Origin of the sequence: [Actinomadura] parvosata subsp. kistnae, assembly GCF_900323885.1 — a bacterium.
Taxonomy (GTDB): Bacteria; Actinomycetota; Actinomycetes; order Streptosporangiales; family Streptosporangiaceae; genus Nonomuraea; species Nonomuraea composti.
In genome coordinates this window covers 2,373,749-2,399,031 of the sequence record NZ_OOHJ01000018.1, presented here as the reverse complement: position 1 = coordinate 2,399,031, position 25,283 = coordinate 2,373,749, and the positions used below count along the sequence as shown (strand labels likewise).

Annotated in this window: 22 protein-coding genes and 2 tRNA genes; 19 read left to right on the top strand and 5 right to left on the bottom strand. The window is 71.0% G+C overall.

Features of this window, described 5'->3' with window-relative positions; all coding sequences use genetic code 11:
• Positions 1-20 precede the first annotated feature (20 nt).
• From KIS93_RS31110 to KIS93_RS31100, 3 genes are read left to right on the top strand one after another with little or no spacing between them, the layout of a single operon-like run.
• On the top strand, positions 21-1,337 hold the full coding sequence (locus KIS93_RS31110; protein WP_080044295.1) for a M24 family metallopeptidase: 1,317 nt from the start codon (positions 21-23) through the stop codon (positions 1,335-1,337).
• Positions 1,334-1,924 (top strand): HXXEE domain-containing protein, encoded by a 591-nt coding sequence (locus KIS93_RS31105; RefSeq protein ID WP_155128870.1) that lies wholly within the window; start codon positions 1,334-1,336, stop codon positions 1,922-1,924. Before KIS93_RS31110 ends, KIS93_RS31105 begins: the two co-directional genes overlap by 4 nt.
• Before the next feature lie 30 nt (positions 1,925-1,954).
• Positions 1,955-2,923, top strand: a complete 969-nt coding sequence (locus tag KIS93_RS31100; protein ID WP_080044297.1) for an MBL fold metallo-hydrolase — start codon at positions 1,955-1,957, stop codon at positions 2,921-2,923.
• Positions 2,924-2,985: 62 nt separating this feature from the next.
• Here the strand turns inward: KIS93_RS31100 and KIS93_RS31095 are convergent.
• A tRNA-Leu gene (locus KIS93_RS31095) sits at positions 2,986-3,071 on the bottom strand.
• 340 nt (positions 3,072-3,411) lie between these two features.
• Between KIS93_RS31095 and KIS93_RS31090 the strand changes: the two genes are divergently transcribed.
• A complete protein-coding gene (locus KIS93_RS31090) occupies positions 3,412-4,083 on the top strand; it encodes a hypothetical protein (protein ID WP_230465715.1) in 672 nt (223 codons plus the stop codon).
• Positions 4,084-4,395: 312 nt separating this feature from the next.
• Complete coding sequence (locus KIS93_RS31085; RefSeq protein WP_080044298.1) at positions 4,396-6,483, top strand: chaplin family protein; 2,088 nt, start codon at positions 4,396-4,398, stop codon at positions 6,481-6,483.
• A gap of 117 nt (positions 6,484-6,600) precedes the next feature.
• Here KIS93_RS31085 and KIS93_RS31080 read toward each other — a convergent pair whose 3' ends face one another.
• Positions 6,601-6,786 (bottom strand): DUF5703 family protein, encoded by a 186-nt coding sequence (locus KIS93_RS31080; protein WP_080044299.1) that lies wholly within the window; start codon positions 6,784-6,786, stop codon positions 6,601-6,603.
• A 189-nt stretch (positions 6,787-6,975) separates the two neighbouring features.
• Here KIS93_RS31080 and topA point away from each other — a divergent pair, with 189 nt between their 5' ends.
• The 9 genes from topA (at position 6,976) to KIS93_RS31035 (ending at position 19,034) form a co-directional block, all read left to right on the top strand.
• Positions 6,976-9,693, top strand: a complete 2,718-nt coding sequence (topA, locus tag KIS93_RS31075; RefSeq protein ID WP_080044300.1) for a type I DNA topoisomerase — start codon at positions 6,976-6,978, stop codon at positions 9,691-9,693.
• Positions 9,694-9,736: 43 nt separating this feature from the next.
• A complete protein-coding gene (locus KIS93_RS31070) occupies positions 9,737-10,957 on the top strand; it encodes a metallophosphoesterase (protein WP_080044301.1) in 1,221 nt (406 codons plus the stop codon).
• Between the two features lie 75 nt (positions 10,958-11,032).
• Complete coding sequence (locus KIS93_RS31065; protein ID WP_222107667.1) at positions 11,033-11,590, top strand: helix-turn-helix transcriptional regulator; 558 nt, start codon at positions 11,033-11,035, stop codon at positions 11,588-11,590.
• Positions 11,591-11,731: 141 nt separating this feature from the next.
• Positions 11,732-13,774, top strand: a complete 2,043-nt coding sequence (gene tmk, locus KIS93_RS31060) for a dTMP kinase (protein ID WP_080044302.1) — start codon at positions 11,732-11,734, stop codon at positions 13,772-13,774.
• A gap of 152 nt (positions 13,775-13,926) precedes the next feature.
• Complete coding sequence (locus tag KIS93_RS31055) at positions 13,927-15,102, top strand: DNA polymerase III subunit delta' (RefSeq protein ID WP_080044303.1); 1,176 nt, start codon at positions 13,927-13,929, stop codon at positions 15,100-15,102.
• Between the two features lie 218 nt (positions 15,103-15,320).
• The gene (locus tag KIS93_RS31050; RefSeq protein ID WP_230465717.1) at positions 15,321-15,893 is read left to right on the top strand and encodes a sigma-70 family RNA polymerase sigma factor; all 573 of its coding nucleotides are present in this window, start codon (positions 15,321-15,323) and stop codon (positions 15,891-15,893) included.
• The gene (locus KIS93_RS31045) at positions 15,890-16,930 is read left to right on the top strand and encodes a permease-like cell division protein FtsX (protein ID WP_155128872.1); all 1,041 of its coding nucleotides are present in this window, start codon (positions 15,890-15,892) and stop codon (positions 16,928-16,930) included. Before KIS93_RS31050 ends, KIS93_RS31045 begins: the two co-directional genes overlap by 4 nt.
• 115 nt (positions 16,931-17,045) lie before the next feature.
• Positions 17,046-17,882 carry a PSP1 domain-containing protein gene (locus KIS93_RS31040; RefSeq protein ID WP_080044305.1) on the top strand — a complete coding sequence of 279 codons (837 nt, stop codon included), beginning with the start codon at positions 17,046-17,048 and terminating at the stop codon, positions 17,880-17,882.
• Positions 17,883-18,957: 1,075 nt separating this feature from the next.
• Positions 18,958-19,034 (top strand) — tRNA-Thr (locus tag KIS93_RS31035).
• A 114-nt stretch (positions 19,035-19,148) separates the two neighbouring features.
• Here the strand turns inward: KIS93_RS31035 and KIS93_RS31030 are convergent.
• Positions 19,149-19,730, bottom strand: a complete 582-nt coding sequence (locus tag KIS93_RS31030) for a dihydrofolate reductase family protein (RefSeq protein WP_080044306.1) — start codon at positions 19,728-19,730, stop codon at positions 19,149-19,151.
• A 363-nt stretch (positions 19,731-20,093) separates the two neighbouring features.
• Between KIS93_RS31030 and KIS93_RS31025 the strand changes: the two genes are divergently transcribed.
• Positions 20,094-20,720 (top strand): class I SAM-dependent methyltransferase, encoded by a 627-nt coding sequence (locus KIS93_RS31025; protein WP_080044307.1) that lies wholly within the window; start codon positions 20,094-20,096, stop codon positions 20,718-20,720.
• Here KIS93_RS31025 and KIS93_RS31020 read toward each other — a convergent pair.
• Positions 20,717-21,205, bottom strand: a complete 489-nt coding sequence (locus KIS93_RS31020) for a YcxB family protein (RefSeq protein ID WP_080044308.1) — start codon at positions 21,203-21,205, stop codon at positions 20,717-20,719. The two genes, KIS93_RS31025 and KIS93_RS31020, sit on opposite strands and share 4 nt — an antisense overlap.
• Before the next feature lie 172 nt (positions 21,206-21,377).
• Positions 21,378-22,643 (bottom strand): LLM class flavin-dependent oxidoreductase, encoded by a 1,266-nt coding sequence (locus KIS93_RS31015; RefSeq protein ID WP_230465718.1) that lies wholly within the window; start codon positions 22,641-22,643, stop codon positions 21,378-21,380.
• A gap of 86 nt (positions 22,644-22,729) precedes the next feature.
• On the opposite strand from KIS93_RS31015, the gene KIS93_RS65835 reads away from it, so the two are divergent.
• From KIS93_RS65835 to KIS93_RS31000, 4 genes are all read left to right on the top strand, one after another.
• Entirely contained in the window at positions 22,730-22,870 is a 141-nt protein-coding gene (locus tag KIS93_RS65835; protein WP_230465719.1) for a hypothetical protein, read from the top strand.
• The gene (locus tag KIS93_RS31010) at positions 22,867-23,844 is read left to right on the top strand and encodes a phosphotransferase family protein (RefSeq protein ID WP_230465720.1); all 978 of its coding nucleotides are present in this window, start codon (positions 22,867-22,869) and stop codon (positions 23,842-23,844) included. The genes KIS93_RS65835 and KIS93_RS31010 overlap by 4 nt, the downstream gene beginning before the upstream one ends.
• A 51-nt stretch (positions 23,845-23,895) precedes the next feature.
• Positions 23,896-24,423: a DUF305 domain-containing protein gene (locus KIS93_RS31005; RefSeq protein ID WP_080044310.1), complete on the top strand. Its 528-nt coding sequence runs from the start codon at positions 23,896-23,898 to the stop codon at positions 24,421-24,423.
• 156 nt (positions 24,424-24,579) lie between these two features.
• Positions 24,580-25,278 (top strand): FadR/GntR family transcriptional regulator, encoded by a 699-nt coding sequence (locus KIS93_RS31000; protein WP_080044311.1) that lies wholly within the window; start codon positions 24,580-24,582, stop codon positions 25,276-25,278.
• Positions 25,279-25,283 lie beyond the last annotated feature (5 nt).

The following is a 25,283-nucleotide window of genomic DNA, read 5'->3' as shown; positions in this document are numbered from 1 at the left end:
GGCTCCGTAGCGTCGCCGGCATGGATCTTCCAAGCTATTCCCTGGCCGAACGGGACCGGCGCTGGGATCTGGCCAGGCGGCTCATGGACGCCGAGGGCGTCGACGCGGTCGTCGTCCACGGCGGGGCCGGATGGGCGCCGGACGCGTACCTCACCAACGACCGTCCCGGCGCGATCGTCGTCTTCCCCCGCGCCGGCGAGCCCGTCATGCTGGTCGGCTCGCCCGCGCACGTCGGCGACCACCTCCTCGCCGGCGCGCGCGGCGACGCGCAGTGGATGAGGCCGGAGAACGTGCTGGTCGCCAAGCACGCCCACGGCGTGGCCGAGACGCTGCGCGCGCACGGGCTCAGCAGGTCGCCGGTCGGGGTGCTCGGGCTGGAGCCCTGCCCGCCGTTCCACGCCGACCCGCTCATGCCGTACGCGTTGTGGTCCTCGGTGCTCCAGCAGCTGCCCCAGCTCACCGCCCGGCCGGTCGAGCGGGCCTTCGTCACCCGCGCGCTGCCCCAGTCGGGCGAGGAGCTGGCGTGCGTCCGCCGCGCCGCCGCGGTGGGGGAGTCGATGGCGCGGGCGATGCTGGAGGCGGTGCGGCCGGGTGTCAGCGAGGCGGCGCTGTACGCGGCCGCCGTCGCCGAGTGCCTGCGCCAGGGCGCCGTGCCGGGGGACGTGTCGATCGTGTCCGGACGGGAGCCCGTCTCGTGCGGGCCGCCCGCCTGGTCGTACCGGCCGCAGCCGCCGCGCCTGGTCGAGGACGGCGACCTGGTCCTCGCCGAACTCTCCGTCCGGTACGGCCTGCGCGAGGCCCGGCAACGCCTGACCATCGCGCTCGGCGACGTCCACCCCGGGACGGAGTCGCTGGTGAAGACGGCGCGGGCCGCCTACGAGGCGGGGCTGGCGACACTGCGCCCCGGCCGCCTGTTCGGCGAGGTCGTGACCGCGATGCGGGAGGCGGGCCGCCGGGACCCGCACTCGCTCGTGGGCGGCCGGGATCCGCACCCGCACTCGCTTGCGGGCGGCCGGCACCCGCACCCGCACCCGCACTCCCTCGCGGGTGGCTCGCACCCGCACCCTCTTGTCCACAGCCTCAATCCCGGTGGCGTGACCGGCGGCTCCGGTGCCCGCCTCGGCGACCTGCCGCGCAGCGCCGGCTACGGCCTGCTCGCCGAGCAGCCCACCATCGGCTCTGACCTGCCGCTCACCCCCGGCATGACATTCGCCCTCACCCCCACCTGCGCCTCCGGCGGCCACCTGGCCGGCCTCGGCGGCACCGTCGTGGTCGGCGACGACGCGCCGATCGAGCTCAACACCATCACCACCCACCTCATGAGGAGCATGCGATGACCCGCCACCGTCCCGCCGTCGCCGCCGGCGTCCTGGCCGCCGCCCTGATCGTGCTGTTCGCCTACCTGTCGCCCGGCCTGGCGCTGTGGCTGACCTTCATCCCCGCCATGGTCATCGCCTACGCCTGCCACCTCGCCACCACGAACCGCAGGCTCCCCGACCCCTCCCGGGTGCTGCCCGTCTACCTCGTCGGCCTGGCCTGGCAGTTCCTGCACTTCGGCGAGGAGTTCATGAACGGCTTCAACCGCCGCTGGCCCACCGAGGTCTTCGGCGCGCCGGCGATGACCCTCGACCTGTTCGTCTGGATCAACATGATCAGCTACGCGGCCTTCGCCATGGGCGCCCTCGCCATCCACCGGGGTTGGCGGGTGCCGCTGCTCATCGCCTGGTTCTTCGCGATCATGGGCGCGATGGGCAACGCCATCGGCCACCCCGTCTACGACCTCGTCTCCGGCGACCTCGCCTTCCCCGGCATCGTCACCTCCCTCGGCTACTGGATCATCGGCCCGATCCTCGTCCACAGGCTGTGGACCGCCGCACTCCCTCCGCTGCCCGCCACCCCCCGCCCCGTGCCCGTGTCCGCCTGACCACTCTGACCACTCTGTAAGGAAACGACGATGCCCCTCCCCGAACGCGAGATCGCCGAACGCCCCCACGGCTACGGCGGCCCCAACCTGTCACCCATCGGCCTGGAACTGCTGCCCCACGAGCTCACCCCCGGAGTGTGGGCCCTCATGGCCAACCGGCCGCCCAAGGACAACAACGGCATGGTCACGGGCCGCGCCGCCACGCTCGTGATCGACGCCGGCATCACTCCGGACGTCTCCGCCCGGATCCGGACGACTGCCGCCGCCCTCACCGACCGGCCGCTGCGCTACCTGGTCAACACGACGTACCACGGCGACCACACCTTCGGGAACGCCGCCTTCCCCGACGACGTCGTGATCGTCTCCTCCACCCTCAACAAGGCGAACATGACCGACCTGGCCTACGAGAAGCAGACCCGCTCGGCCAACATGTACGGCGACGCCGCCCTGCTCGACCAGGTGACGGAATGGCGCAAGCCAGACCTCACCTTCGCCTCCTACGCCGAGATCGACCTGGGCGGACGCACCGTCGAGCTGCACCACTTCGGCCCCGGCAACGGCCCCGGCGACACCATCGTGCACGTCCCCGACGCGCGTACCGCCTGGACCGGCAACTTCCTCTGCCACGCCGGCATCGCCCCCATGCTCCTCCAGGGCGGCCCCTCCCCCTACGTGACCTCGCTGCGCAAGATGCGCGAGACACTGCCCCACCTGAAGACCATCGTCCCCGGCCACGGCCCCATGGGCAGCGGCCCCGCCGCCGTGACCGACCTCATCACGTATCTCGAACGGCTCGACGACGAGGTACGGCAGAGCGTCCAGGCGGGCCACACCCTGGAGGAGACGTACGCGTCGTGCACCGACCTCTGGGCCGACCGCCTGGCCCCGTCCCTGTCGGCCGCCCTCCCTGAGGCCGCCCGGCGCGGCATGCTGGCCCTCTGCCGCGACCTGCACAGGCTCAACGTCCTCGCCACGTACCGCCTCCACCGGCACCCTTAGCCATCGGCGGCACAAACAAAAGAGCCCGCCCCGCAGGGCGAGCTCTTCTCGCGTGATCCTTGTGTCCGAGGGGGGACTTGAACCCCCATGCCCATCACTGGGCACTAGCACCTCAAGCTAGCGCGTCTGCCTATTCCGCCACCCGGACTTGGTGCCTGTCACGCGGGACCGTCATCCCGCGTCGGCTCAGTAAGGTTAGCAAACTCTGAGGAGTGCGTCATACCAAGAATCGGTACCCGGCCAGAGATACCTCTCAAGGCCCGTGGTTAGGGCGGTCCGGGGCTCCGGATGGGGGTCTCGTGAGGGTGGCCGCTGGGGCTTGGGTGGGTTGGGGATGGTTTGCGGGGTGGGGAGTTGGTGAATTCCTGGGACTCCGCCGAAAAGGCCTTGCGACAACCTTGGGTGCTGCTACGGTTACGGACCGTTGAGGGGTGAGTCCACGGACCGGCCTCACGACGTGAGGCCGGTTCTGGAGCTCGGGAGGGCAAGTGACGCGCGTGGCGGTGCAGCGGCTGAGGGCGATGGCCCGTGCTGCGCGCCGCCCGCGCGTGACTGTCCAGGCTGTCCCGGCTCAAGGCTCGGCCGCCGTGCTGGGTGACCGGATGGCGCGGTTCGCGGCCGGTGCCCGGCGGGTCGTCGTGCGGGCAGTCGCGATTGGCGCCCTGGTGGCCGCCGGGTGGCTGCTTGCTGTGCTGTTCGGCATGCTCACCGCCGCTCCGGCGGCCGCGGACGCCACCGCGGCGACAGGGGCGGCAGCGAGCTCGAGCGGCGACAGCACTGCGGTGACTGGGGCGGCAGGGAGCTCGAGCGGCGACGGCACTGCGGCGACGCAGGGCCTGGCCGCCGTGCAAGACGGGTTCACCGCTCCCCTGGGCGTCTCGGCGTCGGACAACGCCGAGGCCATGGCGGGGCGTACGGTCGACGGCCTCAACAGTCAGCGGGACCCTGGCCTGCCCGCACCTTCCTCCGCCGGGAAGATCCTGGACACCGATGGTCTGGTGCCCAACGGCGGCGGCAGTGGTCCCTTCGGGCCTGTGACCGGGGAAGTCGTGAGGTCCGGTTTCGACCCGCGGCTCCAGGCAGGCCGCGCCCCCCTGGCGCGCCTGCTTCCCCCCGTCGTCCGCACAGCGGCGGACGACCCCTCCTTCTCACCTGACTGATCCCCGCACCTGCACGCCGGCTCGGAGCCGCGCCAGGGCGATGACGGTGATGACGCGCGATGAGCATGAACGTCACCGAGAAGTGACATCTCCCTGAGCGAAGCGGTGCCCGTTTCCGGTGGGTCCGAATTTCCCATGGTGACGCGGCGGAGTGTGGCTTCGAATCCCTCCGCCCGCGGGTGAGCACGTCAGTTCCCGTTCCACCGGTTCGCGCATCCCGAGTTCCGCTGTGCACGCGATCGAACGCGTGCCTCCGGGCTGCCCGCGAACCCGTTCAGGTAATCCCCCCAAGAACCACTAGGAGCATTCATCATGCGTACGTGGGCGAAAGCATCGAGCCCCGCGGCTCTGCTGGCCGTGGCCGTCATGTCGTTCGGCACTCCCGGCGCCGCGCTGGCCGACACCTCCGGCAACGGGTCGGTCGCCGGCGGCAACCAGGTCGACCTGCCGATCTCCGTGCCGATCGACATCAGCGGCAACTCCGTCGCCGCCGTCGGCAACGCGGAGGCCACCTCCCAGGGCGGCGCCGAGGTCGTCGGCCAGGGCCGTTCCGGCATCCCCAACACCACCTCGGGCAACGGCTCGGTCGGCGGCGGCAACCAGGTGAACGCGCCGATCAGCGTCCCGGTCAACGCCTGTGGCAACGCGGTCTCCCTGGTCGGCAACTCCGACGCGGGCTGCAAGGGCGGGGCGACCGTCCGTACCCAGGGCAGGGGCGGCGCGGGCGGCAACCGGACGTCCGGAAACGGCAGCGTGCTCGGCGGCAACCAGATCACCGCGCCCATCTCCGCGCCGATCAACGCCTGCGGCAACGCGGTGGCGATCTTCGGTAACGCGACGGCCGGCTGCACGGGCGGCGCCGCCGTGCACAACACCGGGCCGGGCGCGGGCGGCAACCGTACGTCAGGCAACGGCAGCGTGCTCGGCGGGAACCAGATCGTGGCGCCCGTCTCGGCGCCGATCAACGTCTGCGGCAACTCGGTCGCCGCGGTCGGGAACGCGTTCTCCGGCTGCCGCGGCGGCTCGACCGTCACCAACGGCGGCGGGTCGGGCGCGCGTTACCAGGCGCGGCACATGGCGGCCGGCTCGACGGGCAACGACACCGACGGGCGCTTCGGCGCCGGCAGCGGCAACCAGGTGGTGGCGCCGGTCAGCCTGCCGGTCGACGTCTGCGGCAACGCCGTGGGCAACGCGTCCGCCGGGTGCAAGGGCGGCTCGAAGGTGGAGCACGCGGGCTCCGGCGGCAACCGTACGTCGGGCACGGGCGGCGTGCTGAGCGGGAACCAGGCGGTCGCGCCGGTCAGCGCCCCGATCGACGTCTGCGGCAACGCCGCGGCGGTGCTGGGGCACGCGTTCGCCGGGTGCAAGGGCGGCGCGGTCGTGCACAAGTCGGGCCGGAACGCAGGCGGCAACCGCACCTCGGGCGCCGGTGGCGTGCTGAGCGGCAACCAGGCGGTCGCGCCGATCGCGGCGCCGATCAACGTGTGCGGCAACGCGGCCGCGGTGCTCGGCCTGGCGGAGGCCCGCTGCCGGGGCGGCGCGGGCGTCTGGGCGCGCGACGGGGTCGGCGCGGGCGGCAACCGCACCTCGGGCGCCGGCGGCGTGCTGAGCGGCAACCAGGCGGTCGCGCCGATCGCCGCGCCGATCAACGTGTGCGGCAACGCCGCGGCCGTCCTGGGTGACGCCGCCGCCGGGTGCCTCGGCGGGTCGAACGTCGGCAGGCCCGGGGCCCAGCGTCCCGACGGGTTCGAGCGCTTCGCCCGCGCCAACAGCAAGGTCGCGGCGGCCAAGGGCGGCATGCTGCCCATCACGCCGTCCCTGCCGGTGCTGGGCGGCGCCCAGGAGGTCGGCGGCAAGGTCGGCGAGGTCACGCAGCAGGTCCAGGCGCTGGGCGGCGCCACCAAGGTGACCAAGTCGGTCCCGGGCGCCGGTGCCCTGACCCGGCACGTCGAGGGCGTCGGCGACCTCGCCGGCGTCACCAAGCAGGTCGAGGGTGTGGGCAACGTCACCGGGCAGCTGCCCGTCGTGGAGGACGCGTCGAGGACGCTGGGCCTGCCGCACCTGCCCGAGCTGCCCGGCCTGCCCCTGAGCCCCGGCAAGCCGGCCCGCCAGGCGACCTCGGCCCCGGTCGACGGCAAGGGCCGCGGCGCCGCGTCGGGCCCGGCCTCCGCGCTCGCCCCGGCGACCGGCCTGGTCGCCTCCACCCCCGCCGGTGGCGCGGTGGCCTCGGCCACCCGCAGCCTGCCCGTGCCGGACGTCGGCCTGATGAGCGCCGAGCAGCCCGCCGGCGTGACCGGCATGAACGCCGGCTCGGTGCTCGCGCTGCTGCTCGGCTCGATGCTGGCCGCCTCCGCGACGCTGTTCGGTGCGGCCCGCCGGTTCCGGTTCGGCCGTAAGTAAGGAATCAGCTAGTACATAACACCGCACGGCTCCTGCTCACAGCCTGTGAGTAGCCCGCCATAGACGCTTTGCCCGTTCCGGGGGCGCGGCCCGGGGCGGGCAAAGCCATGTCCGGGGTCAGAGCGTGCTGCGTACTCGCATGATCTTCCGCCGCAGGCGTACGTGGCGGCTGCCGTCGGGGTGCACGCGGACGCGCGCGAGCTCCCACTGTCCGTACTCTGCGTGTTCGGTGAGCAGTTGACGTGCTGCTTCGCGAGTGAGATCGCGTGGAATGAAGATATCCATGTAGGAGTAGTCGAGCACAACGATTAGTCTCCAGGGTGAGTCAGGGCGCCATGCCGCTCGATGGGCCTTATTCTGCGTGCTTGTGGGTGGACCCGGAAGCGAGTGGGTAGCCCGGGGGAAGGAAATTTCCGCGAGTCGGGTTACCTTTCAGTCTGTGCCGACTCCCGGCAGGGGGATTTGCTAGCGAACAGCGAGGTAGGAAGCAGCGTGCCAGCCAAGAACGGCAGCGCCGGCGGAACACGCCTGGTGATCGTCGAGTCGCCGGCCAAGGCGAAGACCATTGCCGGGTACCTCGGGCGCGGCTACATCGTCGAATCGAGCATCGGTCACATCCGTGACCTGCCGGAGAGGGCCGACGACATCCCCGAGAAGTTCAAGGGTGCGCCATGGGCCCGCCTCGGGGTGAACGTCGAGCACGGGTTCGAGCCGCTGTACGTCGTCAACCACGACAAGCGCTCGCAGGTCGCCAAGCTGCGGCAGCTGCTGAAGGACGCCGACGAGCTCTATCTGGCCACCGACGAGGACCGCGAGGGCGAGGCCATCGCCTGGCACCTGCGCGAGGTGCTGAAGCCGAAGGTGCCCGTGCACCGCATGGTCTTCCACGAGATCACCCCGCAGGCGATCCGCGACGCCGTGGCCAACCCGCGCGACCTCAACCTCCGCCTGGTGGACGCCCAGGAGACGCGCCGCATCCTCGACCGCCTCTACGGTTACGAGGTCAGCCCCGTCCTGTGGAAGAAGGTCAAGCCGAAGCTGTCGGCCGGCCGGGTGCAGTCGGTGGCGACGCGGCTGGTGGTGGAGCGCGAGCGGGAGCGCATCGCGTTCACGCCGGCCCACTATTGGGACCTTCAGGCGCTGTTCGACACCAACAAGCCGGAGGAGCGGCCGCGCGACTTCACCGCGACGCTCACCCAGGTCGACGGCAAGCGGGTGGCGCAGGGGCGCGACTTCGCCAGCACGGGGCAGCTCAAGAGCGGCTCCGACGTGCTGCACCTGTCGGAGGCCGCCGCCGGTGAGCTGGCCGGGCGGCTCCAGGGGGCGTCGTTCGCGGTCAGGTCCGTCGAGCGCAAGCCGTACACGCGCAAGCCTTATGCGCCGTTCCGGACGACCACATTGCAGCAGGAGGCCAGCCGGAAGCTGGGGTTCTCCGCCAAGTACACGATGCAGGTCGCGCAGCGGCTCTACGAGAACGGGTTCATCACCTACATGCGTACCGACAGCATCACGCTGTCGGAGACGGCGGTGGCGGCCGCGCGCTCGCAGGCGATCAAGCTGTACGGCGCCTCGTACGTGCCGGACAAGCCCCGCGTCTACGCCAGCAAGGTGAAGAGCGCGCAGGAGGCGCACGAGGCGATCAGGCCGTCGGGCGAGGAGTTCCGCACGCCCGGCGAGACCGGGCTGTCGGGCGACATGTTCCGCCTGTACGAGCTGATCTGGCAGCGCACGGTGTCCTCCCAGATGAAGGACGCGGTGGGCGAGTCGGTCACGGTGAAGGTGGCCGGGCGGTCGTCGGGCGGTGAGGACGTCGAGTTCAGCGCGTCCGGCCGGACGATCACGTTCTACGGGTTCCTCAAGGCGTACGTGGAGGGGGCCGACGACCCCGCCACCGACCGCGACGACTCCGAGAAGCGGCTGCCGAACCTGGAGGAGGGCGACGCGCTCAGCGTGACCCGCCTCGACGTCGCCGGCCACTCGACCAAGCCGCCCGCCCGCTACACCGAGGCGTCGCTGGTCAAGGAGCTGGAGGACCGCGAGATCGGGCGGCCCTCCACGTACGCCTCGATCATCGGCACGATCCTCGACCGCGGCTACGTGTTCAAGAAGGGCACGGCGCTGGTGCCGTCGTTCCTTGCGTTCGCCGTGGTCAACCTGCTGGAGCAGCACTTCGGCAACCTCGTCGACTACGACTTCACCGCCGAGATGGAGAAGGTCCTCGACGACATCGCCAACGACCGGGCGGAGCGGGTGCCCGAGCTGCGGCGCTTCTACTACGGCGCCGACGGCGACGAGGGCCTGAAGGAGATGGTCACCGACCTCGGCGACATCGACGCCAAGGAGATCAGCTCGTTCCCGGTCAAGGGCACCGACATCGTGCTGCGGGTCGGGCGTTACGGGCCGTACCTCGACAGGGACGGCGCGCGGGTGAACGTGCCCGAGGACATGACGCCCGACGAGCTGACGGCGGAGAAGGCGGAGGAGCTGTTCTCGCGGCCGACCGGCGACCGGCAGCTCGGCCAGGACCCGGCCACGGGGCACATGATCGTGGCGAAGGACGGGCGTTACGGGCCGTACGTGACGGAGGTCCTGCCCGAGCCGGCCGCCGACGAGGAGGCCCCGAAGCGGCGCACGAAGAAGGCCGACGCGCCGAAGCCGCGCACGAGCTCGCTGTTCAAGTCCATGTCCCTCGACACGATCACGCTGGACGACGCGCTCAAGCTGCTGTCGATCCCGCGGGTGGTGGGGGAGCTGGAGGGCGAGGAGGTCGTCGCCCACAACGGCAAGTTCGGCCCGTACCTGAAGAAGGGCACCGACTCGCGGTCGCTGGCCTCCGAGGACGAACTGCTGACGGTCACGATCGAGCAGGCCAAGGAGCTGTTCGCGCAGCCGAAGCAGCGCGGGCGGCGGGCCGCCGCCGCGGCACCGCTGCGGGAGCTGGGCGCCGACCCCAACTCCAAGAAGCCCGTGGTGGTGAAGGAGGGCCGGTTCGGGCCTTATGTGACCGACGGCGAGACGAACGCGTCGCTCCGCAAGGGCGACACGGTCGAGGACATCACGATCGAGCGGGCGGCGGAGCTGCTGGCCGAGCGGCGTGAGCGGGCTCCTGCGCCGAAGAAGACCGCGGCCAAGAGCACCACGGCCAAGACCACCACGAGGAAGGCGCCGGCGAAGAAGGCTCCGGCGAAGAAGCCTGCGGCCAAGTCGTAGACACCCCTGAGGTGCTATTTCCGGAATTTCCGGAAGTAGCATCATGGGTGTGATCGTGGTGATCTTCGTTGCCCTGGTGCTGCTCGTGCACGGGTACCTGTGGCATCGGCTGGTGCGTCAGACGACCCGTCCCGGGCGCTGGCGCAAGGCCCTGACGTGGGTGCTGGCCGGGCTGCTCGCGGTGCTCGTGACGACGTTCGTGGGCACGAGGATGGGGCTGGAGAGCTGGGTGGCCTGGCCCGGCTACGTCTGGCTGGCGGTGATGTTCTACCTGGTCGTCATCCTGGTGGTGCTGGAGGTGCCGCGGGCGGTGGCGGCGGCGTCGCTGCGCAGGGCCGAGCGGCGGGAGCGGGTGCCGGCGCCCGTCCCGGTGACGGTGGGCGGGGGGACGTCCGTCTCGTCCGAGCCGGAGCCTTCGCCCGTGCCCGACCTGAGCAGGCGGCTCTTCCTCGGGCGGACCACCGCGGCCATCGCCGGGGCGGGCGCGCTGGCCACGGTCGGGTACGGCATGTCGAGCGCGCTCGGCGACCCCGTGATCGAGCGGGTCAGGGTCGCGCTGCCGAGGCTGGACTCCCGGCTGCACGGCCTGCGGTTCGCCGTGGTGAGCGACATCCACCTCGGGCCGCTCACGGGCATCGGCCACACCGAGCGGATCGTCCGGATGATCAACGGGCTCGAGGCCGACGTGGTGGCCATCGTGGGCGACCTCGTGGACGGGACGGTGGCCCAGCTCGGCGCGCTGGCGCGACCGCTGAAGAGCCTCGAGTCCCGCTACGGGGCCTATTTCGTGACAGGTAACCACGAGTACTTCACCGCCGAAGGCCCCGGCGAGTGGATCGAGGAGCTCAAGGAGCTGGGCGTGCGCTCCCTGCGCAACGAGCGCGTGGAGATCGGCCACCAGGGCGCCGTGCTCGACCTCGCGGGCGTCAACGACGTCGGCGGCGCCGCGAGCGGCGACGGCCCCGACTTCGGCAAGGCGCTCGGCGGGCGCGACACCGGCCGCTCCACGGTGCTGCTCGCGCACCAGCCGATCCAGGTGGACGAGGCCGCGCGGCACGGCGTCGACCTGCAGCTGTCCGGGCACACGCACGGTGGTCAGATCGCGCCGTTCAACCTGGTGGTGGGGCTGCAGCAGCCGGTCGTGTCGGGGCTGGCCAGGGTGGGCGGCACGCAGCTGTACGTCACCAGGGGCGCGGGTTTCTGGGGCCCTCCGGTACGCGTCGGGGCGCCGCCCGAGATCACCCTGCTGGAATTGGGCGGCTGACTTCTGGTAATCCGGTGGTCACGTGGCGCCATGATGGCGTAGAGTATCCGCCCGGATACTTTGCGGAGGTGGTTCGTGGTCTCCTCGCCTGTGGAGCGGGTGCTGGGCCAGGAGGTCGCCTTCTGGGCCAGGCGCGGCGGGCTGCTGCTCAGGCAGGCCAGGCATGCCGCGAGCCTCAACCAGAAGGCGCTGGCCAGCGTGAGTGGCACGTCGCGCACCACGTTGTCGGCCTACGAGCACGGCAGGAAGTCGCCGACGCTGGAGACCGCGGGGCGCATCCTCGACGCGGCCGGGTTCCGGCTGGTGCTGGAGCCCAAGGTCGAGTGCGCGGCCCACGTGGGCGCCGACGGGCGCGTCTTCCACGTGCCCAGCCGGCTGCGGCGGCTGCCGGTGGCGCAGGCGCTGGGCGTCGTGCGGCTCGGCGAGCGCGTCTACGACCTGTCCGACCGTGACGAGCGGCGGGCGGCCTACACCGCGCTGCTGTGCGGCGGCGGGCCGGGCGAGCTGCTGAGTCACGTCGACGGCGTGCTGCTGATCGACCTGTGGGACGAGCTGGTTCTTCCCGACGACATCAGGGGCGCCTGGCAACCATTGGTCGAAGAGGCGCGGCAAGAGTCCGGAGTTATGAATTGATGATGTTTTTGGGGCCCTATTCGAGGTGTGTAACCTGCGCTCCGGGTCGTTCCCGTAATACCCTCGGCCACGAGCAGCCGGGGATATCCGGCTCGGCTCTTGTCCACCCACTTCCGGTCAACACCTGGATACGCTGAAATCATGACTGCCCCTGGCCGAAGCCGCCCGACTCATGTGCTGGCCAATGCGCCGTTCCGACGGCTCTGGACCGCCATGTCGGTGTGCAGCCTGGGCGACTGGCTCAACCTCCTGGCCCTGACCGCCCTCGCGGGAAACCTCACGCAGGGTGACTACCGCGTGCAGTCGCTGGCCGTCGGCGGCGTGTTCGTGGCCAAGATGTTGCCGGCCGTGCTGCTGGGGCCGCTGGCGGGCGTGTTCGCCGACCGGTTCGACCGGCGGCTGACGATGTTCTGCGCAGACCTCGCCAGGTTCGCCGTGGTGCTGTCGATCCCGTTCGTCGACAACTACCAGTGGGTCATCATCGCGACCGTCCTGGTCGAATGCGTGAACCTGTTCTGGGTGCCGGCCAAGGAGGCCACGGTCCCCAACCTGGTGCCCAAGGCGCAGCTCGAGCAGGCCAATCAACTCAACCTGCTGGTCACCTACGGCACCGCGCCCGTCGCGGCCATGCTCTTCGCCGCGCTCTCGGTGGCCGGCGACCTGATCGCGGGCATCGTGCCGTTCCCGCTGGGGCGCGACGCGACCGGGCTGGCCCTGGTCGTGAACGCCTGCGCGTACCTCGTCTCGGCCTTCCTCATCTTCACCCTGCGCGACATCCCCAAGCGCGACGGCGCCATCTCCACGCCCTCCGTGCTCAAGCAGGTCGTCGAGGGCTGGCGCTTCGTCGGCGGCAACCGCCTGGTGCGCGGCCTGGTCATCGGCATGCTCGGGGCGTTCGCCGCGGGCGGCGCCGTGGTGGGCGTGGCCAAGGTCTACGTCGAGGCGCTCGGCGGCGGCGACGCGGCCTACGGCGTGGTGTTCGGTGCCGTCTTCGTCGGCATGGCGCTGGGCATGTTCTTCGGGCTCAGGCTGCTGCGCGAGCTGTCGCGGCGGCGGCTGTTCGGGCTGGCGATCACCGTGGCCGGGGTGGTGCTGGTCGCGATCGCGCTGGTGCACAACCTCGTCATCGTGGTCATGCTGACCGTGGTGCTCGGCGCGTGCGCGGGCATCGCCTGGATCATCGGCTACACGCTGATCGGGCTCGAGGTCGAAGACGCGCTGCGCGGCCGCACGTTCTCGTTCCTGCAGTCGACCGCGCGGGTCACGCTGCTGCTGGTGGTCTCCCTGGCCAACCCGCTGGCCGCCCTGTTCGGGCTGCACACGCTGGGGCTGGGCGAGTTCAGCTACCGCTTCGACGGCACCAACCTGGTGCTGGTGATCGGCGGCGCGCTCGCCGTCGGCGTCGGGCTGCTGGCGCTGCGGCAGATGGACGACAGGAAGGGCGTCTCCCTGGCGGCCGACCTCCTCGCGGCCGTACGCGGCGAGCGGTTCCCCACCGAGGCGGCCGAGCACGTGCCCGGGCTGTTCATCGCGTTCGAGGGCGGCGAGGGGTCCGGCAAGACCACCCAGTCACGCATGATCGCCATCTGGATGCGCGACCAGGGCTACGACGTGGTGCAGACCCGCGAGCCCGGCTCCACCAAGGTCGGCATGCGGCTGCGCGCCATCCTGCTCGACGCGGCCGAGCGCGGCCTGTCGGCGCGCTCCGAGGCGCTGCTGTACGCCGCCGACCGGGCCGAGCACGTCGAGAAGGTGATCAGGCCCGCCCTCTACCGGGGCTCGATCGTCATCACCGACCGCTACGTCGACTCGTCGCTGGCCTACCAGGGCGCCGGGCGGGCGCTCGACCCCGCCGACGTGTCCAAGATCAACGCTTGGGCCACGGGCGGGCTCGTGCCGCACCTGACCGTGCTCATCGACACGCCGCCCGAGGTGGGGCTGACCCGGCTCGGCGGGGCGGCCGACCGCATCGAGTCCGAGCCGATGGAGTTCCACGAGCGGGTGCGCAAGGAGTTCCGCGCGCTGGCGGCCTCGGCGCCCGAGCGTTACCTCGTCGTCGACGGCACGCTGCCCCAAGACGTCGTCACCCGGCAGATCCAAGACCGCATCAGGGAGATCCTGCCCGACCCGGTCCCGCGCGAGTCGGAAGACGCCACGGGGACGATGCCCGCCATCCGCGACTAGCCCAATCCGGAACCGGCTCGCTCCGTGACCAGCCCGATTGGGAGCCGGCCCGCTCCGCGACCAGCCCGATCCGCGCCTGGCTCGCTCCGTGACTAGCTCGATCCGCGCTTTGCCGTCCCCTCGGGAGGCGAAGTGCAACTAGCCTTACGGGCGTGACGGTTTTCGATGACCTCGTGGGGCAGGACCAGGCGATCGCCGTGCTGTCGCGGGCCGCGGCGGCGGCCGGCGAGGTCGTCGCGGGCGGGCGCGGCGCCGGCATGACGCACGCCTGGCTGTTCACCGGCCCGCCCGGCTCCGGCAGGGAAGACGCCGCCCGCGCCTTCGCCGCCGCGCTGCTGTGCCCCGACGGCGGCTGCGGCCACTGCGACCAGTGCCACCAGGTGCTCATCGGCTCCCACCCCGACCTCGAGTCCGTCCGCCCCGAGGGCCTGTCCTACAGCGTCAAGCAGACCCGCGAGCTGATCCTGCGGGCCGCCGGGGCGCCGACGCAGGGGCGGTGGCGGGTCATCCTGTTCGAGGACGCCGACCGGGCCACGGAATCCGCCGCGAACGCCCTGCTCAAGGCCATCGAGGAGCCGCCGCCCCGTACGGTCTGGCTGCTGTGCGCGCCCGCCCCCGACGACATGATGATCACCATCAGGTCGCGCTGCCGCCTCGTGAACCTCACCACGCCCGGCACCGAGGCCGTCGCCCACGTGCTGGCCACCCGCCACAGCGTGCCGTGGGAGACCGCCAGGTTCGCCGCGCGGGCCGCGCAGGGGCACATCGGGCGGGCCCGCGCGCTGGCGCTCGACGAGGGCGTCCGGGCGCGGCGCGAGGCGGTGCTGAGCATCCCGCGCTCGCTGACCGGCGTCGGCGAATGCGTGTCCGCCGCCGAACGCCTGGTCAAGACGGCCGAGGAGGAGGCTGCCGCCGCCACGACCGCGCTCAACGAGAGCGAGACCTCCGAACTGCGCAAGCTGTACGGCGAGGGATCCAGCGGCAAGGGCCTCAACCGCGGGCTCGTGCGCGGCGGGGCCGGCGCGCTGAAAGAGCTGGAGGATCGGCAGAAGTCGCGCGCCACCCGCATCAAGCGCGACTCGCTGGACGCGGCGCTGCTGGAGCTGGTCTCGTTCTACCGGGACGTGCTGGCCATGCAGTTCGCGGCGGCGGGGGTGGAGCTGGCCAACGACGATCTGCGGTTCGACCTGGACCAGCTCGCCAAGTCGTCCACTCCTGAGGAGACGCTGCGGCGCATCGACGCGATCATGCAGTGCAGGGAACGGCTGGCGGCGAACGTCAACCCGCAGATGGCCGTCGAGGCGATGATGCTGGCGCTACGGCCCTGACCCGGCTTTTTCGCGCGGTGCGGCGCCCGTTCTCCGTGGAGGGCACCAGAGGCGCTTGGCACCGCGGGCTGGGGCGCGGGCGGTGGTCCGGCTGCGGTGGGGCGCGGTGGGCTGGGGTGTGGGCGGTAGTCCAGTTGCGGTGGGGCGCGGGCGGTGGGTCCGGTTGCGGCGCGGGCGTGGTGGGCGGTCGGAGTCGGGCAGGGGCCCAAGATAAGTGAGTGACCCGAGCAGCAGACGAGGCCGCCGAACGTCTCTGTTACGTGGAAGTCGAACTACTCACCCAGCAAGAAGATCTCGCCCGGCGGCGGGTCGACGTGGCGTCGATCTTCGCTGAGCACCATGTCGGCCTGGTGCGGCTGGCCCTCATCATGGTCGGCGATCAGGCCACCGCCGAAGACGTCGTGCAGGAGGCGTTCGCGCGTACACACGCCGGCCGGGCCAGGCTGCGCGACGCAGACAAGGCGCTGGTCTACGTGCGGTCGGCGGTGCTCAACGGGTGCCGGTCGGTGCTCCGCAGGCGGGCCACGGTGTTCCGGCGGGCGTTGCCGTACGAGCCGCCGGTGTGGTCGGCGGAGAGCGCCGTGCTGATGGGGGAGGAGCGGCGCGAGGTGCTGCTCGCGTTGCGCCGGCTGCCACGCAGGCAGCGCGAGGCCCTGACCTTGCGCTACTACTTCGATCTCGCTGACCAGGAGATTGCCGAGACGATGCGGATCAGCGCGAGCACGGCCAGGTCGACGATCGCGCGAGGGCTGAAGGCCCTTGGCCGAGCGCTTGGGGAGGATCATTCATGAACAGCCCGGTGGAAGACAGGTTGCGGGAGGCGCTCGCCGAGGCGGGTGCGGCGGTGGACCAGAGCGCGCTGCGGCCGCTGCGGGTGCCGGAGCGGCGGCGGTTCCGCATGGACTATCGCCTGGTGACGGCGGTGGTCGCCGTGGCGGTCGCGGGGTCGGCGGTCGCCGTCCTGACGGGTGGCGGCGCGGAGGGCGGCAGGGATCAGCTGACGGCTGCGAGTGTGTTCTCGCGGGCCGACGCCGATGTGACCGTGTTCCTGTGCACGGCGACGGCGCCGAAGGAGACGGGCTGCACGGCGGCGGCCGGCCCGGAGCAGCGCAGGATGATCGAGCGGGTGTTGCGGGAGCAGCAGCCGCAGATCGCCGCCAGCCAGTGGGTGAGCCAGGCCACCGCCTACGACGACTTTCGCGAGCGCTACGCGGGCAACCAGGCGCTGCTCGACGCCGTCCGGCCCGCTGACCTGCCGCCGTCGTACCAGGTGAAGCTGCGCCAGGGCGCCGACCGCCGGCAGGTGACGTCGGCGTTCCTCAAGGTGGGCGGGGTGTCGGCCGTCATCGATCACGCTGAGAGCGCCGACGCCATGGCGGCGGCGCAGAAGGGGCAGAAAACGGACGTCAACGTCTTCCTGTGCACGGCCGGCACAAGCCTGCCGGCCTGCGCGCCGAAGCCCGGGAGCGGCAAGAAGGGGGTGGCGGCCACTGCCGACCAGGTGAAGGCGATCCAGCAGACGATCCAGCAGATGCCGGAGGTGAAGGACGTCGTCTTCGAGGACCAGGCGGCCGCGTACGAGAACTTCAAGCAGGCGTTCAAGGACAACAAGGCGCTCGTCGAGGCGACTCGCGTTCAGGACATGCCTCAGTCGTTCAGGATCAGGCTGAAGTCCGATGCCCCGGCGTGGGCCCTGGTCGACAAGCTGAAGCGGCAGCCCGGCGTCGCTCAGGTCGTGAGCCACTGGTGCATCGACGAGCGAGCGGCGCTGCACGCCGATTTCGGGTTGTATCTGCCGGACAGGACGGTATGCCCCGGGGGTGCGTGATCGGGCGACATCCACACGCCCGCCCCTGACTTCCGGTGTACGGACACACGTAATCTGACAGAGAAGGCCGTCCGAACCCCCTAGGCCGTCAGGAGGCGAGCTCGAGCCCATGGGAATGATCATGGCCGTGAGCTTCACCCGTTACGGGAGGCTCTACTACCTCGACCCCGGCGAGCACAGCCCCAAAGTGGGCGACAAGGTGCTCGTCCCGACGGACTCGGGTCCGGAGGTGGCGGAGTGCGTGTGGGCCCCGCAGTACACGAGCGAGGACATCGACGGGCTGCCCGTGTGCGCGGGCATCGCCGGCGAGGAGCACCTGACGCGTGACGAGACGAACAAACGCCGCAGAGCCGAAGCCCGCAGCGTGTCCAAGCGGCTGATCAAACGACACACGCTGCCGATGAAGGTCGTCGGCATCGACTACCTCGACCAGGACAACGTCTACACGGTCTACTTCTCCGCGCCGCACCGGGTCGACTTCCGCGCCCTCGTACGCGACCTGGCCCGCAACCTCCGGGCCAGGGTCGAGCTGCGGCAGATCGGCCCGAGAGACGAGGCCCGCCTCCAGGGCGGCATCGGCCCCTGCGGCCGCGACCTGTGCTGCGCCACGTTCCTCAAGGACTTCGAGCCCGTCTCCGTACGCATGGCCAAAGACCAGGAGCTGCCGGTCAACCCGCTGCGGATCGCGGGGGCATGCGGGCGGCTCATGTGCTGCCTGAAGTACGAACACCCGCTCTACCAGGAGTTCCGCGCCACAGCCCCGCGGGTGGGGGCGAGCGTCGACACCCCGCAGGGAGCCGGGACGGTCGTGGGGCACAACGTGCCGTCGGACTCCGTGGTGGTGCGGCTCAACGACGGGGGGCGGAGGTGCTCTTGTTCGCGGGCCAGCGTGTGCGGGCCCCGGAAGGCGCATGACGCGGCTTACGGGGGCGAGCCGGGGGACGAGGTGTAGCACGTCACCAGGTCTGTGAGGGGCGCTCCGGGCCCTTGCGGACGCGCTCATGCGACGCCTCCCGGAGGTGCCCGCATGGCTCATGAGGCAGCTCATCTGAGGCGCCGTTGCCGCGGGCGCTACGAGGCGCGGGCATGGGTCTTCGGGCGTGGTGCTGTATGACGAGCGCCATGCACTTGGGGCGTGCATCGTGTGACGGGTGGCATGGGCTTCGGGCGTGGTGCCATGTGAGGGGTGGGCATGCTCGTCGGGCTCGGTGTCGGACGACGTGGGAGCGTGTGGCCGGTGTGGTCGTGCGACATCTGGTCCGGGCTTTACCCGCGCGCCCGCAGCGACTTGTCGGGGCACTGCCGCACCACGGTGCGCGAGCTGCTGTTCCGGCGTGGTGCCGTGTGATGGGCGGCATGGTGTTCGGGTGTGGCGCCGTGTGAGGGGTGGGCATGCTCGTCTGGTTCGGTGTCGGACGACGTGGGAGCGTGTGGCCGGTGTGGTCGTGCGACACCTTGTCCGGGCCTTACCGCGCGCCCGCGGCGGCTTGTCCGGGCACTGCCGCACCATGGCGCGCGGGCTGCTGCTCCGGCGCACGAACGAACGGGTGTCGAACGTTGTCGGCGGGTGGAGTGGGAGGGGCGCCGTGTCGACGACGGCCGAATCCGCGCGTCGTCGGCACCGCGCGGCGATGTGGCGGGCGGAGGAGCTCAGGACGACAGCGGAATGTGTGGGCTTGCACCGCCCGCCGGCACTCGGCCCCGCCGCCCGCCGGCACTCGGCCCGCCCGCCCGCCCGCCGGCACTCGGCCCCGCCGTCTGACCGCGAAGGGCACCGCCCTGGTCCTGGCGAGCGGCAAAGAACGGGACCAGGCCAAGCTGTGCGAATGGGTCCGGAGACGCGCGGACGAGCCGGGTCGGGCGCGTTGCTCACGTACGAGGGTGATGGCCACGCCGCCCACTTCAAGGATCGATGTGCGTGGAGGGCATGGCGTCGGAGGATGGCATGGTCTGTCCGGGCATCGGGTGATCGATGGGAGCGAGAACCCCTCGGGCTCCTGTAGACTCTTTCAAGCTGCACAGCGCACGCCGCCTTAGCTCAGTCGGCCAGAGCACTTCACTCGTAATGAAGGGGTCTGGGGTTCGAATCCCCAAGGCGGCTCCATGATGAAGGCCCTCCGTGATCCTCACGGAGGGCCTTCGTTCATCTTCTGCTGCTGAAGGGCGGGAGCCGTCCAGTATGGGGACGGGGCAGGGCGGTGACGGTCAGCCCGGGTGGTCAGGGGCGGACGCGGTAGCGCAGGTGGAGTACGCGGTTGCCCTGGATCACCACGTGCGGGTTCTCCAGCAGGTGTTGGGCGTCGACCGAGCCGAAGTAGCGCTTGCCCGTTCCGAATACCACGGGTACGACGTCCATGGCGAGCTCGTCCACAAGCCCGGCGGCCAGCACCTGGCCGCCGACGTTGCCGGCGGCCACCTCTACCGTACGGTCGCCCGCCAGCTCCTGAGCCCTGGCCATGGCGGTTTCGATGCTGTTGGCGAAGTGGAAGGGCGCGTTGGGGTCCCAGCCTTCGGGCATGGGGCGGTGGGTCACGACGACCACATGGTCGATGCCGCTCGGTGGCTTGCCGCCCCAGCCGTCCGTCATGTCGAAGACGTGGCGGCCGACGACGGTCACGCCGATCTCGTCCCAGTACGAGCGGGTGTGGTCGTAGGACGCTCGCGACACCTTGATCTCCCCGGAGTCATCCAGGGGGACGTCGCCGTTGGACAACCAGTCGAACAGCGGTCCGGGCTGGTCATTCTCGTCCGCGATGAAGCCGTCGATCGACACCGAGCTGTACAAGACCACCTTGCCCATGAGGCTCACTCCTGTTCATCGGGGAGTGTCCATACTGACGTGCCAGGGGGTGCCGGCTCTTGTAAGAAATCCAACGGCTCGCATCCGACGGCTCGCATCCATCGGCTCGCATCCATCGGCTCGCATCCATCGGCTCGCAGATCCATCGGCTCGCAGATCCATCGGCTCGCAGATCCATCGGCTCGGAGATCCATCGGCTCGGAGATCCATCGGCTGGTCCGGCGGGGTGCCTTTCAGGAAGTACAGGTCGTCGATGAGTTGGTCCAGTCGAGGGCGGGGGCGTCAGGGAGACGTACTGCACGGGCACGGCATCGCCCCTGGACGGATGACGTCGCCGGCGTCCGTGCAGGGCATGATGGCGCGATGGGCATGCGCTACGACGATGTGATCGGCATCCTTCGTACGGCTTACGACGGTGACGTGGAGCGGCGGGATGCCGTCGTCAAGGCGCCGTGGAAGCTGGCGGAGCGGGCGGCGTTCCTGGGGCGGCTCAAGGAGCATGGGTGCGAGCGGCTGCTGGAGGTCGGCGCCGGCACCGGGCAGGACAGCGTTTTCTTTCAGGAGAACGGGCTGAGCGTCGTGGCCGTCGACCTGTCGCCCGCCATGGTGGGCCGGTGCCGGGAGAAAGGCGTCGAGGCCCATGTCATGGATTTGCTGGGGCTCGAGTTCGAGGCCGGTTCGTTTGACGCGGTGTACGCGATGAATTGCCTGCTGCACGTGCCCGACAGCGATTTGCCGGCGGTTCTGGACGCTATTCGCACGGTGTTGCGGCCGGGTGGGCTGTTCTTTCTCGGTGTATACGGCGGGGGCAGCGTGATGGGGGAAGGGCTGTTCGAGGAGGACGACCGTACGCCTCCCCGGTTCTTCTCCTTCCGTAGTGACGAGCGGTTGCAGGAGTTTGCCCGCGAGTTCTTCGAGATCCTGGACTTTCACGCCGTCGGAGCTGATGAGAGCCGGTTCCAGTCTCTGACGTTGCGGCGCGGGCGTTAGGCGGCGAAGGCTTTGCGCGGGCTCGTCAGCGGGGACAGCCGGGCGTCGAGTTCGGCTTGTTGTTCCGGGGTGAAGGCTTTTCTCGGGAGGAAGCCGGTGGCCTGGTTGTTGACGAAGAACAGCCAGAAGTCGGGGGTCGCGACCACGCGCGAGAACAACGACCAGCGGGCCGACGTGGTGAGTTTCTCGGAGCGGCTCTCGTAGCCGTCGTCGGTCACGTGCAGGGTCGTCGGGACGCAGAGGTGCGGCACCTGCTTCCTCGCCGCCCGGCGCAGCGACCAGGGCATCACGAACGGGACGACGGCCGCCGCCACCAGCAGGCCCAGGCCGAGGCCGATGGTGCCGAGCAGGAGGAAGACGACGCCGGCCACGGCGAGGAAGGCCGGGAACAGCCACAGCAGCGCCTTGATCTGGTGCTTCAGTGCCCGCTCGATCGCGTCCACCACCTGGTCGGGAGTGGGCTCGTACTCAACGGTGAAATCCATGCCTGTGCCGTCTCCTCATCGCCGCTCCCTCGTCGTCGGTGGGAGATCGTGAGGGGGATCTTGCTGGAGTGGGTGGGTCACGCGCAACCGGGTTCACCTCCCGGGAGTGTCGCGGGGGTGCGTTTAGCCGGGCCGTCATCGTCGGGACCGCTTACGCCCCAGGGGGCGGGTGTCAGCTCGGCATGAGGGCCTTCGCCTCGGCCAGGAGCTCCACCTGCGCCCGCCAGTCCCCGCCCGAGATCCCGAGCACCGCGTGGGTCGCCCCGGCCGCCCGGTACTCGGCCAGCCGCTCGGCGACCTCCTTCGGCTGCCCCGTGAGCGGGATCTCGGCGACCTCCTCCAGTGGCCGCCCGTAGCCGCCGCTGATGCCGGCCGCGATCTCGGCCTGGGCACCGGGTCCGCCGCCGACGAACGCGGCTCCGCCGATGGCGATGACGGGCGCGGGGCGTCCGTACGAGGCCGCGAGCTCCGCCAGCCTGTCCCGGCCGCGCATGACCTCCTGCGGCGAGATGAGGGACGGGAACCAGCCGTCCCCCAGCCGGGCGGCCCGCCGGATCGCCGCCACCGACGCGTTCCCGACCCACACCGGCGGCATGGCGACCGCAGGGGCCAGCCGGACGGGCAGGCCCGCATCGGCGTCTGGCGCAAGCTGGAGGGGCTGGCGTGGGCCAGCGGCTGGCGCGGGCTGGGCGGGCCGGCGGGCGTCGGCGTTCGGTGGGGATTGATCGGGCCGGGCGTCGGGTGCGGATTGATCGGTCCGGCGCCTGTCAGCATCAGGAACGGGTCGGCGCGTGTCAGCGGCTGATCCGGGCTGGGCGGCCCGGCGGGCGTCGGCGTTCGGTGGGGATTGATCGGGCCGGGCGTCACGTGCGGATTGATCGGCCCGGCGCGCGTCGGCATCAGGAACGGGTCGGCGCGGGTCAGCGGCTGGTCCGGGCTGGGCGGATGGGCGGGTGTCAGCGTCGGGCTCGGGCTGTGCCGGCGGGCGGGCGCCCACGGCGTCTGGAAGCACGACAGGGTCGCCTGCCAGCAGTCGCGGCAACAACTTCAGCGCGGTGTCCGTACGCCGTCCCCGCTCCCCGTACGGCATCCCGGCCGCCGCCCACTGCTCGGCCCCGCCGCCGGACCCGACCCCCAGCACGAGCCGCCCGCCCGACACGTACTGCAAGGTCGCCACCTGCTTGGCCGCCCACACCAGCGGCCGGATGGCGGGGATGAACACGCTGGTCCCGATCCTGATGCGGGTGGTGGCCGCGGCGGCGGTGGCCAGGGCGATGGGCGCGTCCAGCACGGGGCCGCCGACCGCGAGGTGATCGCCGTGCCACACCGCGTCGAGCCCGGCCTGCTCGGCGTGCCGGGCGGCCTCCGTCAGGGTGAGACGGTCGCGGCGCTGTACGGCGACTCCTGGCAGGATGACGCCGATCTCGAAGCTTCCCATGCGATCAAGCGTGCAACCTCGACCTAAGTTCATGTCAACGGACAAAACCGATGGCAGGAGCCCGCGCCGCACGCGAGGATCGCCGGATGGACACCCGCCCCGCCGCTACGGCAGACACCAGGCTGAACATGCGCGTCGAGCAGCGCCCCGACGTCTTTCGACCACCCGCCGGCGAGGCGAGCGTCGGCTTCGGGCCCGTGCGGCGCCGGGTGGAGCGGTCGCTGTGACGGGGCGGCGGTTCGCGGGGCGGGCGGAGCTGGCCGCCCTGACCCGCGAGGTCTTCGGTGAGCGCCGCCTGGATCGTGTCGAGCGGCTCGCGGGCGGCTCGAAGAAGGGGGTCTACCGCCTCTTCTTCCAGGATGCCGGCCCCACCGCCGTGCTCTACGCCTGGTCCGGCGACGAGGACTACTGGGACTCCGCCCGCGTGGAGAGCTGGGAGCCGTTCGCGCACGGCAGCGGGCTGCACCTGTTCAGGGCCGCGCACGAACGGCTGAGCTCTGTGGGGGTGCGGGTGCCCGATCTTCACTTCGCCGACGACAGTCGTGCGCTGTACCCGGCCGACGTGGCGGTGATCGAGGACGTGCGCGGCGGCACCCTGGAAGCGCGCCTGGGCCGGGAGGACAGCAAGCCCATGGAGGGGCTGGCGCGGAGCCTGCGGGCGATGGCCCGGTGCCGGTCGTCCCGGCTGGGGAAGGTGGCTCTCGTGGAGGGCGGCCAGGGCATCGACCGGCCCGCTCCGGAGATCGTGCTGGAGCGGGCGCTGCGGGATCTGGCCGAGGCGGCGTCGCGGGTCGGGCGGATCGGCGAGGTGGCGGCCGAGCTGGAGGGGAGGCTGCGGGAGCTGGCGGCGGGCATCGAGCCGCGGACGGAGCATGGCCTGATCCACGGCGAGCTGGGCCCCGATCACGTCCTGGTCGACGACGAGGACCGGCCGGTGCTGATCGACATCGAGGGTGCGATGTTCTTCGACGTCGAGTGGGAGCACGTCTTCCTGCGGATCCGCTTCGGCGACCACTACGCCCGCCTCAGCGCAGACGGCCTGGACGAGCGCAGGGTGCGCCTCTACCGGCTCGCCCAGCACCTGTCGCTGGTCGCGGGCCCGCTGCTCCTGCTGGACGGGGATTTCCCGGACCGGGCCTTCATGCGGGGCATCGCCGAGCACCACACGGAGGAAACCCTGAAATGGGCGGTTGCGCCGTGAGCCGATCTGGTCAACTCTTAGGAAGGTTTCCTAATAGCCAGAGGAGGGCCGGTGCGCGGAAGACGGTTCCTGGCGGGTCTGAGCCTCCTGCTCGCCGCTGCCTGCGCCCCGCCCGACGACGGGCCGCCGGTGAACGCCGAGGACGTGATGTTCGTCCAGATGATGGTGCAGCACCACCGCCAGGGCATCGAGATCGCCAAGCTGGGCGCCGCCCGCGCCACCGACCCCGAGCTGAAGACGCTGACCGCCGCCATCGAGAGCACCCAGCAGAGCGAGGTCGAGATGATGCTGCGCTGGCTGCACTCCTGGGACCAGCCTCTCACCCCGGCCAAGGACGCGCACGACCATCACGGCGGGATGCCGGAGACGGACGTCAAGCAGATCCAGGCGCTCAAGCGGTCCAGGAACTTCGAGTACGACCTGTGCAACCTGCTCATCGCGCACCAGGACGACGCCGTGCAGATGGCCGCCGCCGAGGTGTCGGGCGGGGCGAACCCGGAGGTGCAGAAGTGGGCCGCCCAGGTTCAGACCTCCCGTAAGGGGCAGATCGACTTGATGATGGAGCTCATCAAGAAGTGATCGGCCTGATGACAGAGCTCATCAAGAAGTGATCGGCCTGATGACAGAGCTCATCAAGAAGTGATCGGCCTGATGACGGAGCTCATCAAGAAGTAGGCGTCAAGATGCACGCGAACGCGTAGACGCCGTGCCCGTTAAGTGATTAGATCACTTGATATGTCCGAGGTAGCGCGGCCCACGCTTTCCGACGCTCTGACCGAGCGCATGCTGGAGCTCATCCGTACGGGCGGGCACCGGCCCGGCGACAGGCTGCCCTCGACCAGGGAGCTGTCCCAGCGCTTCGCCGTCACCACCCCGACGCTGCGCGAGGCGTTGCGCAGGCTGGAGGCCACCGGGGCCATCGAGCTGCGGCACGGCTCCGGCATCTACGTCGGCGCCGCGATCGAGCGGCTGGTCCTGCCCAACCCCAACATGCGCGAAATCCACGCCGCCCAGCTCCTGGAGCTGCTCGACGCGCGGATCCTCATCGAGCCGCCGCTGGCCGCGCTGGCGGCCGAGCACGCCGGCAGCGAGGAGCTGGCGGCGCTCAGGCAGACCCTCGACGAGGCCGCCAGGCACCTGCGCGGCGAGGACGCCGAGCTGCACGACGCGAACATGACCTTCCACCGGGCCACCGCCCGGCTGGCGGGCAACAGCGTCCTGCACGAGGTCGTCGACTCGCTGCTCACGGTCCACGGGCCGGAGCAGCGCGAGATCCTGCAGATCTTCGACGACCGCCGCCGCGACCACGAGGAGCACCTGGAGATCCTCGCGGCGATCGAGGCGCGCGACGCGGCACGGGCCGAGCAGCGCATGCGGGCCCACCTGGCGGACGTCAAGACCGTCATCGAGCACAGGATGCAACCCCCCGAATAGAACCA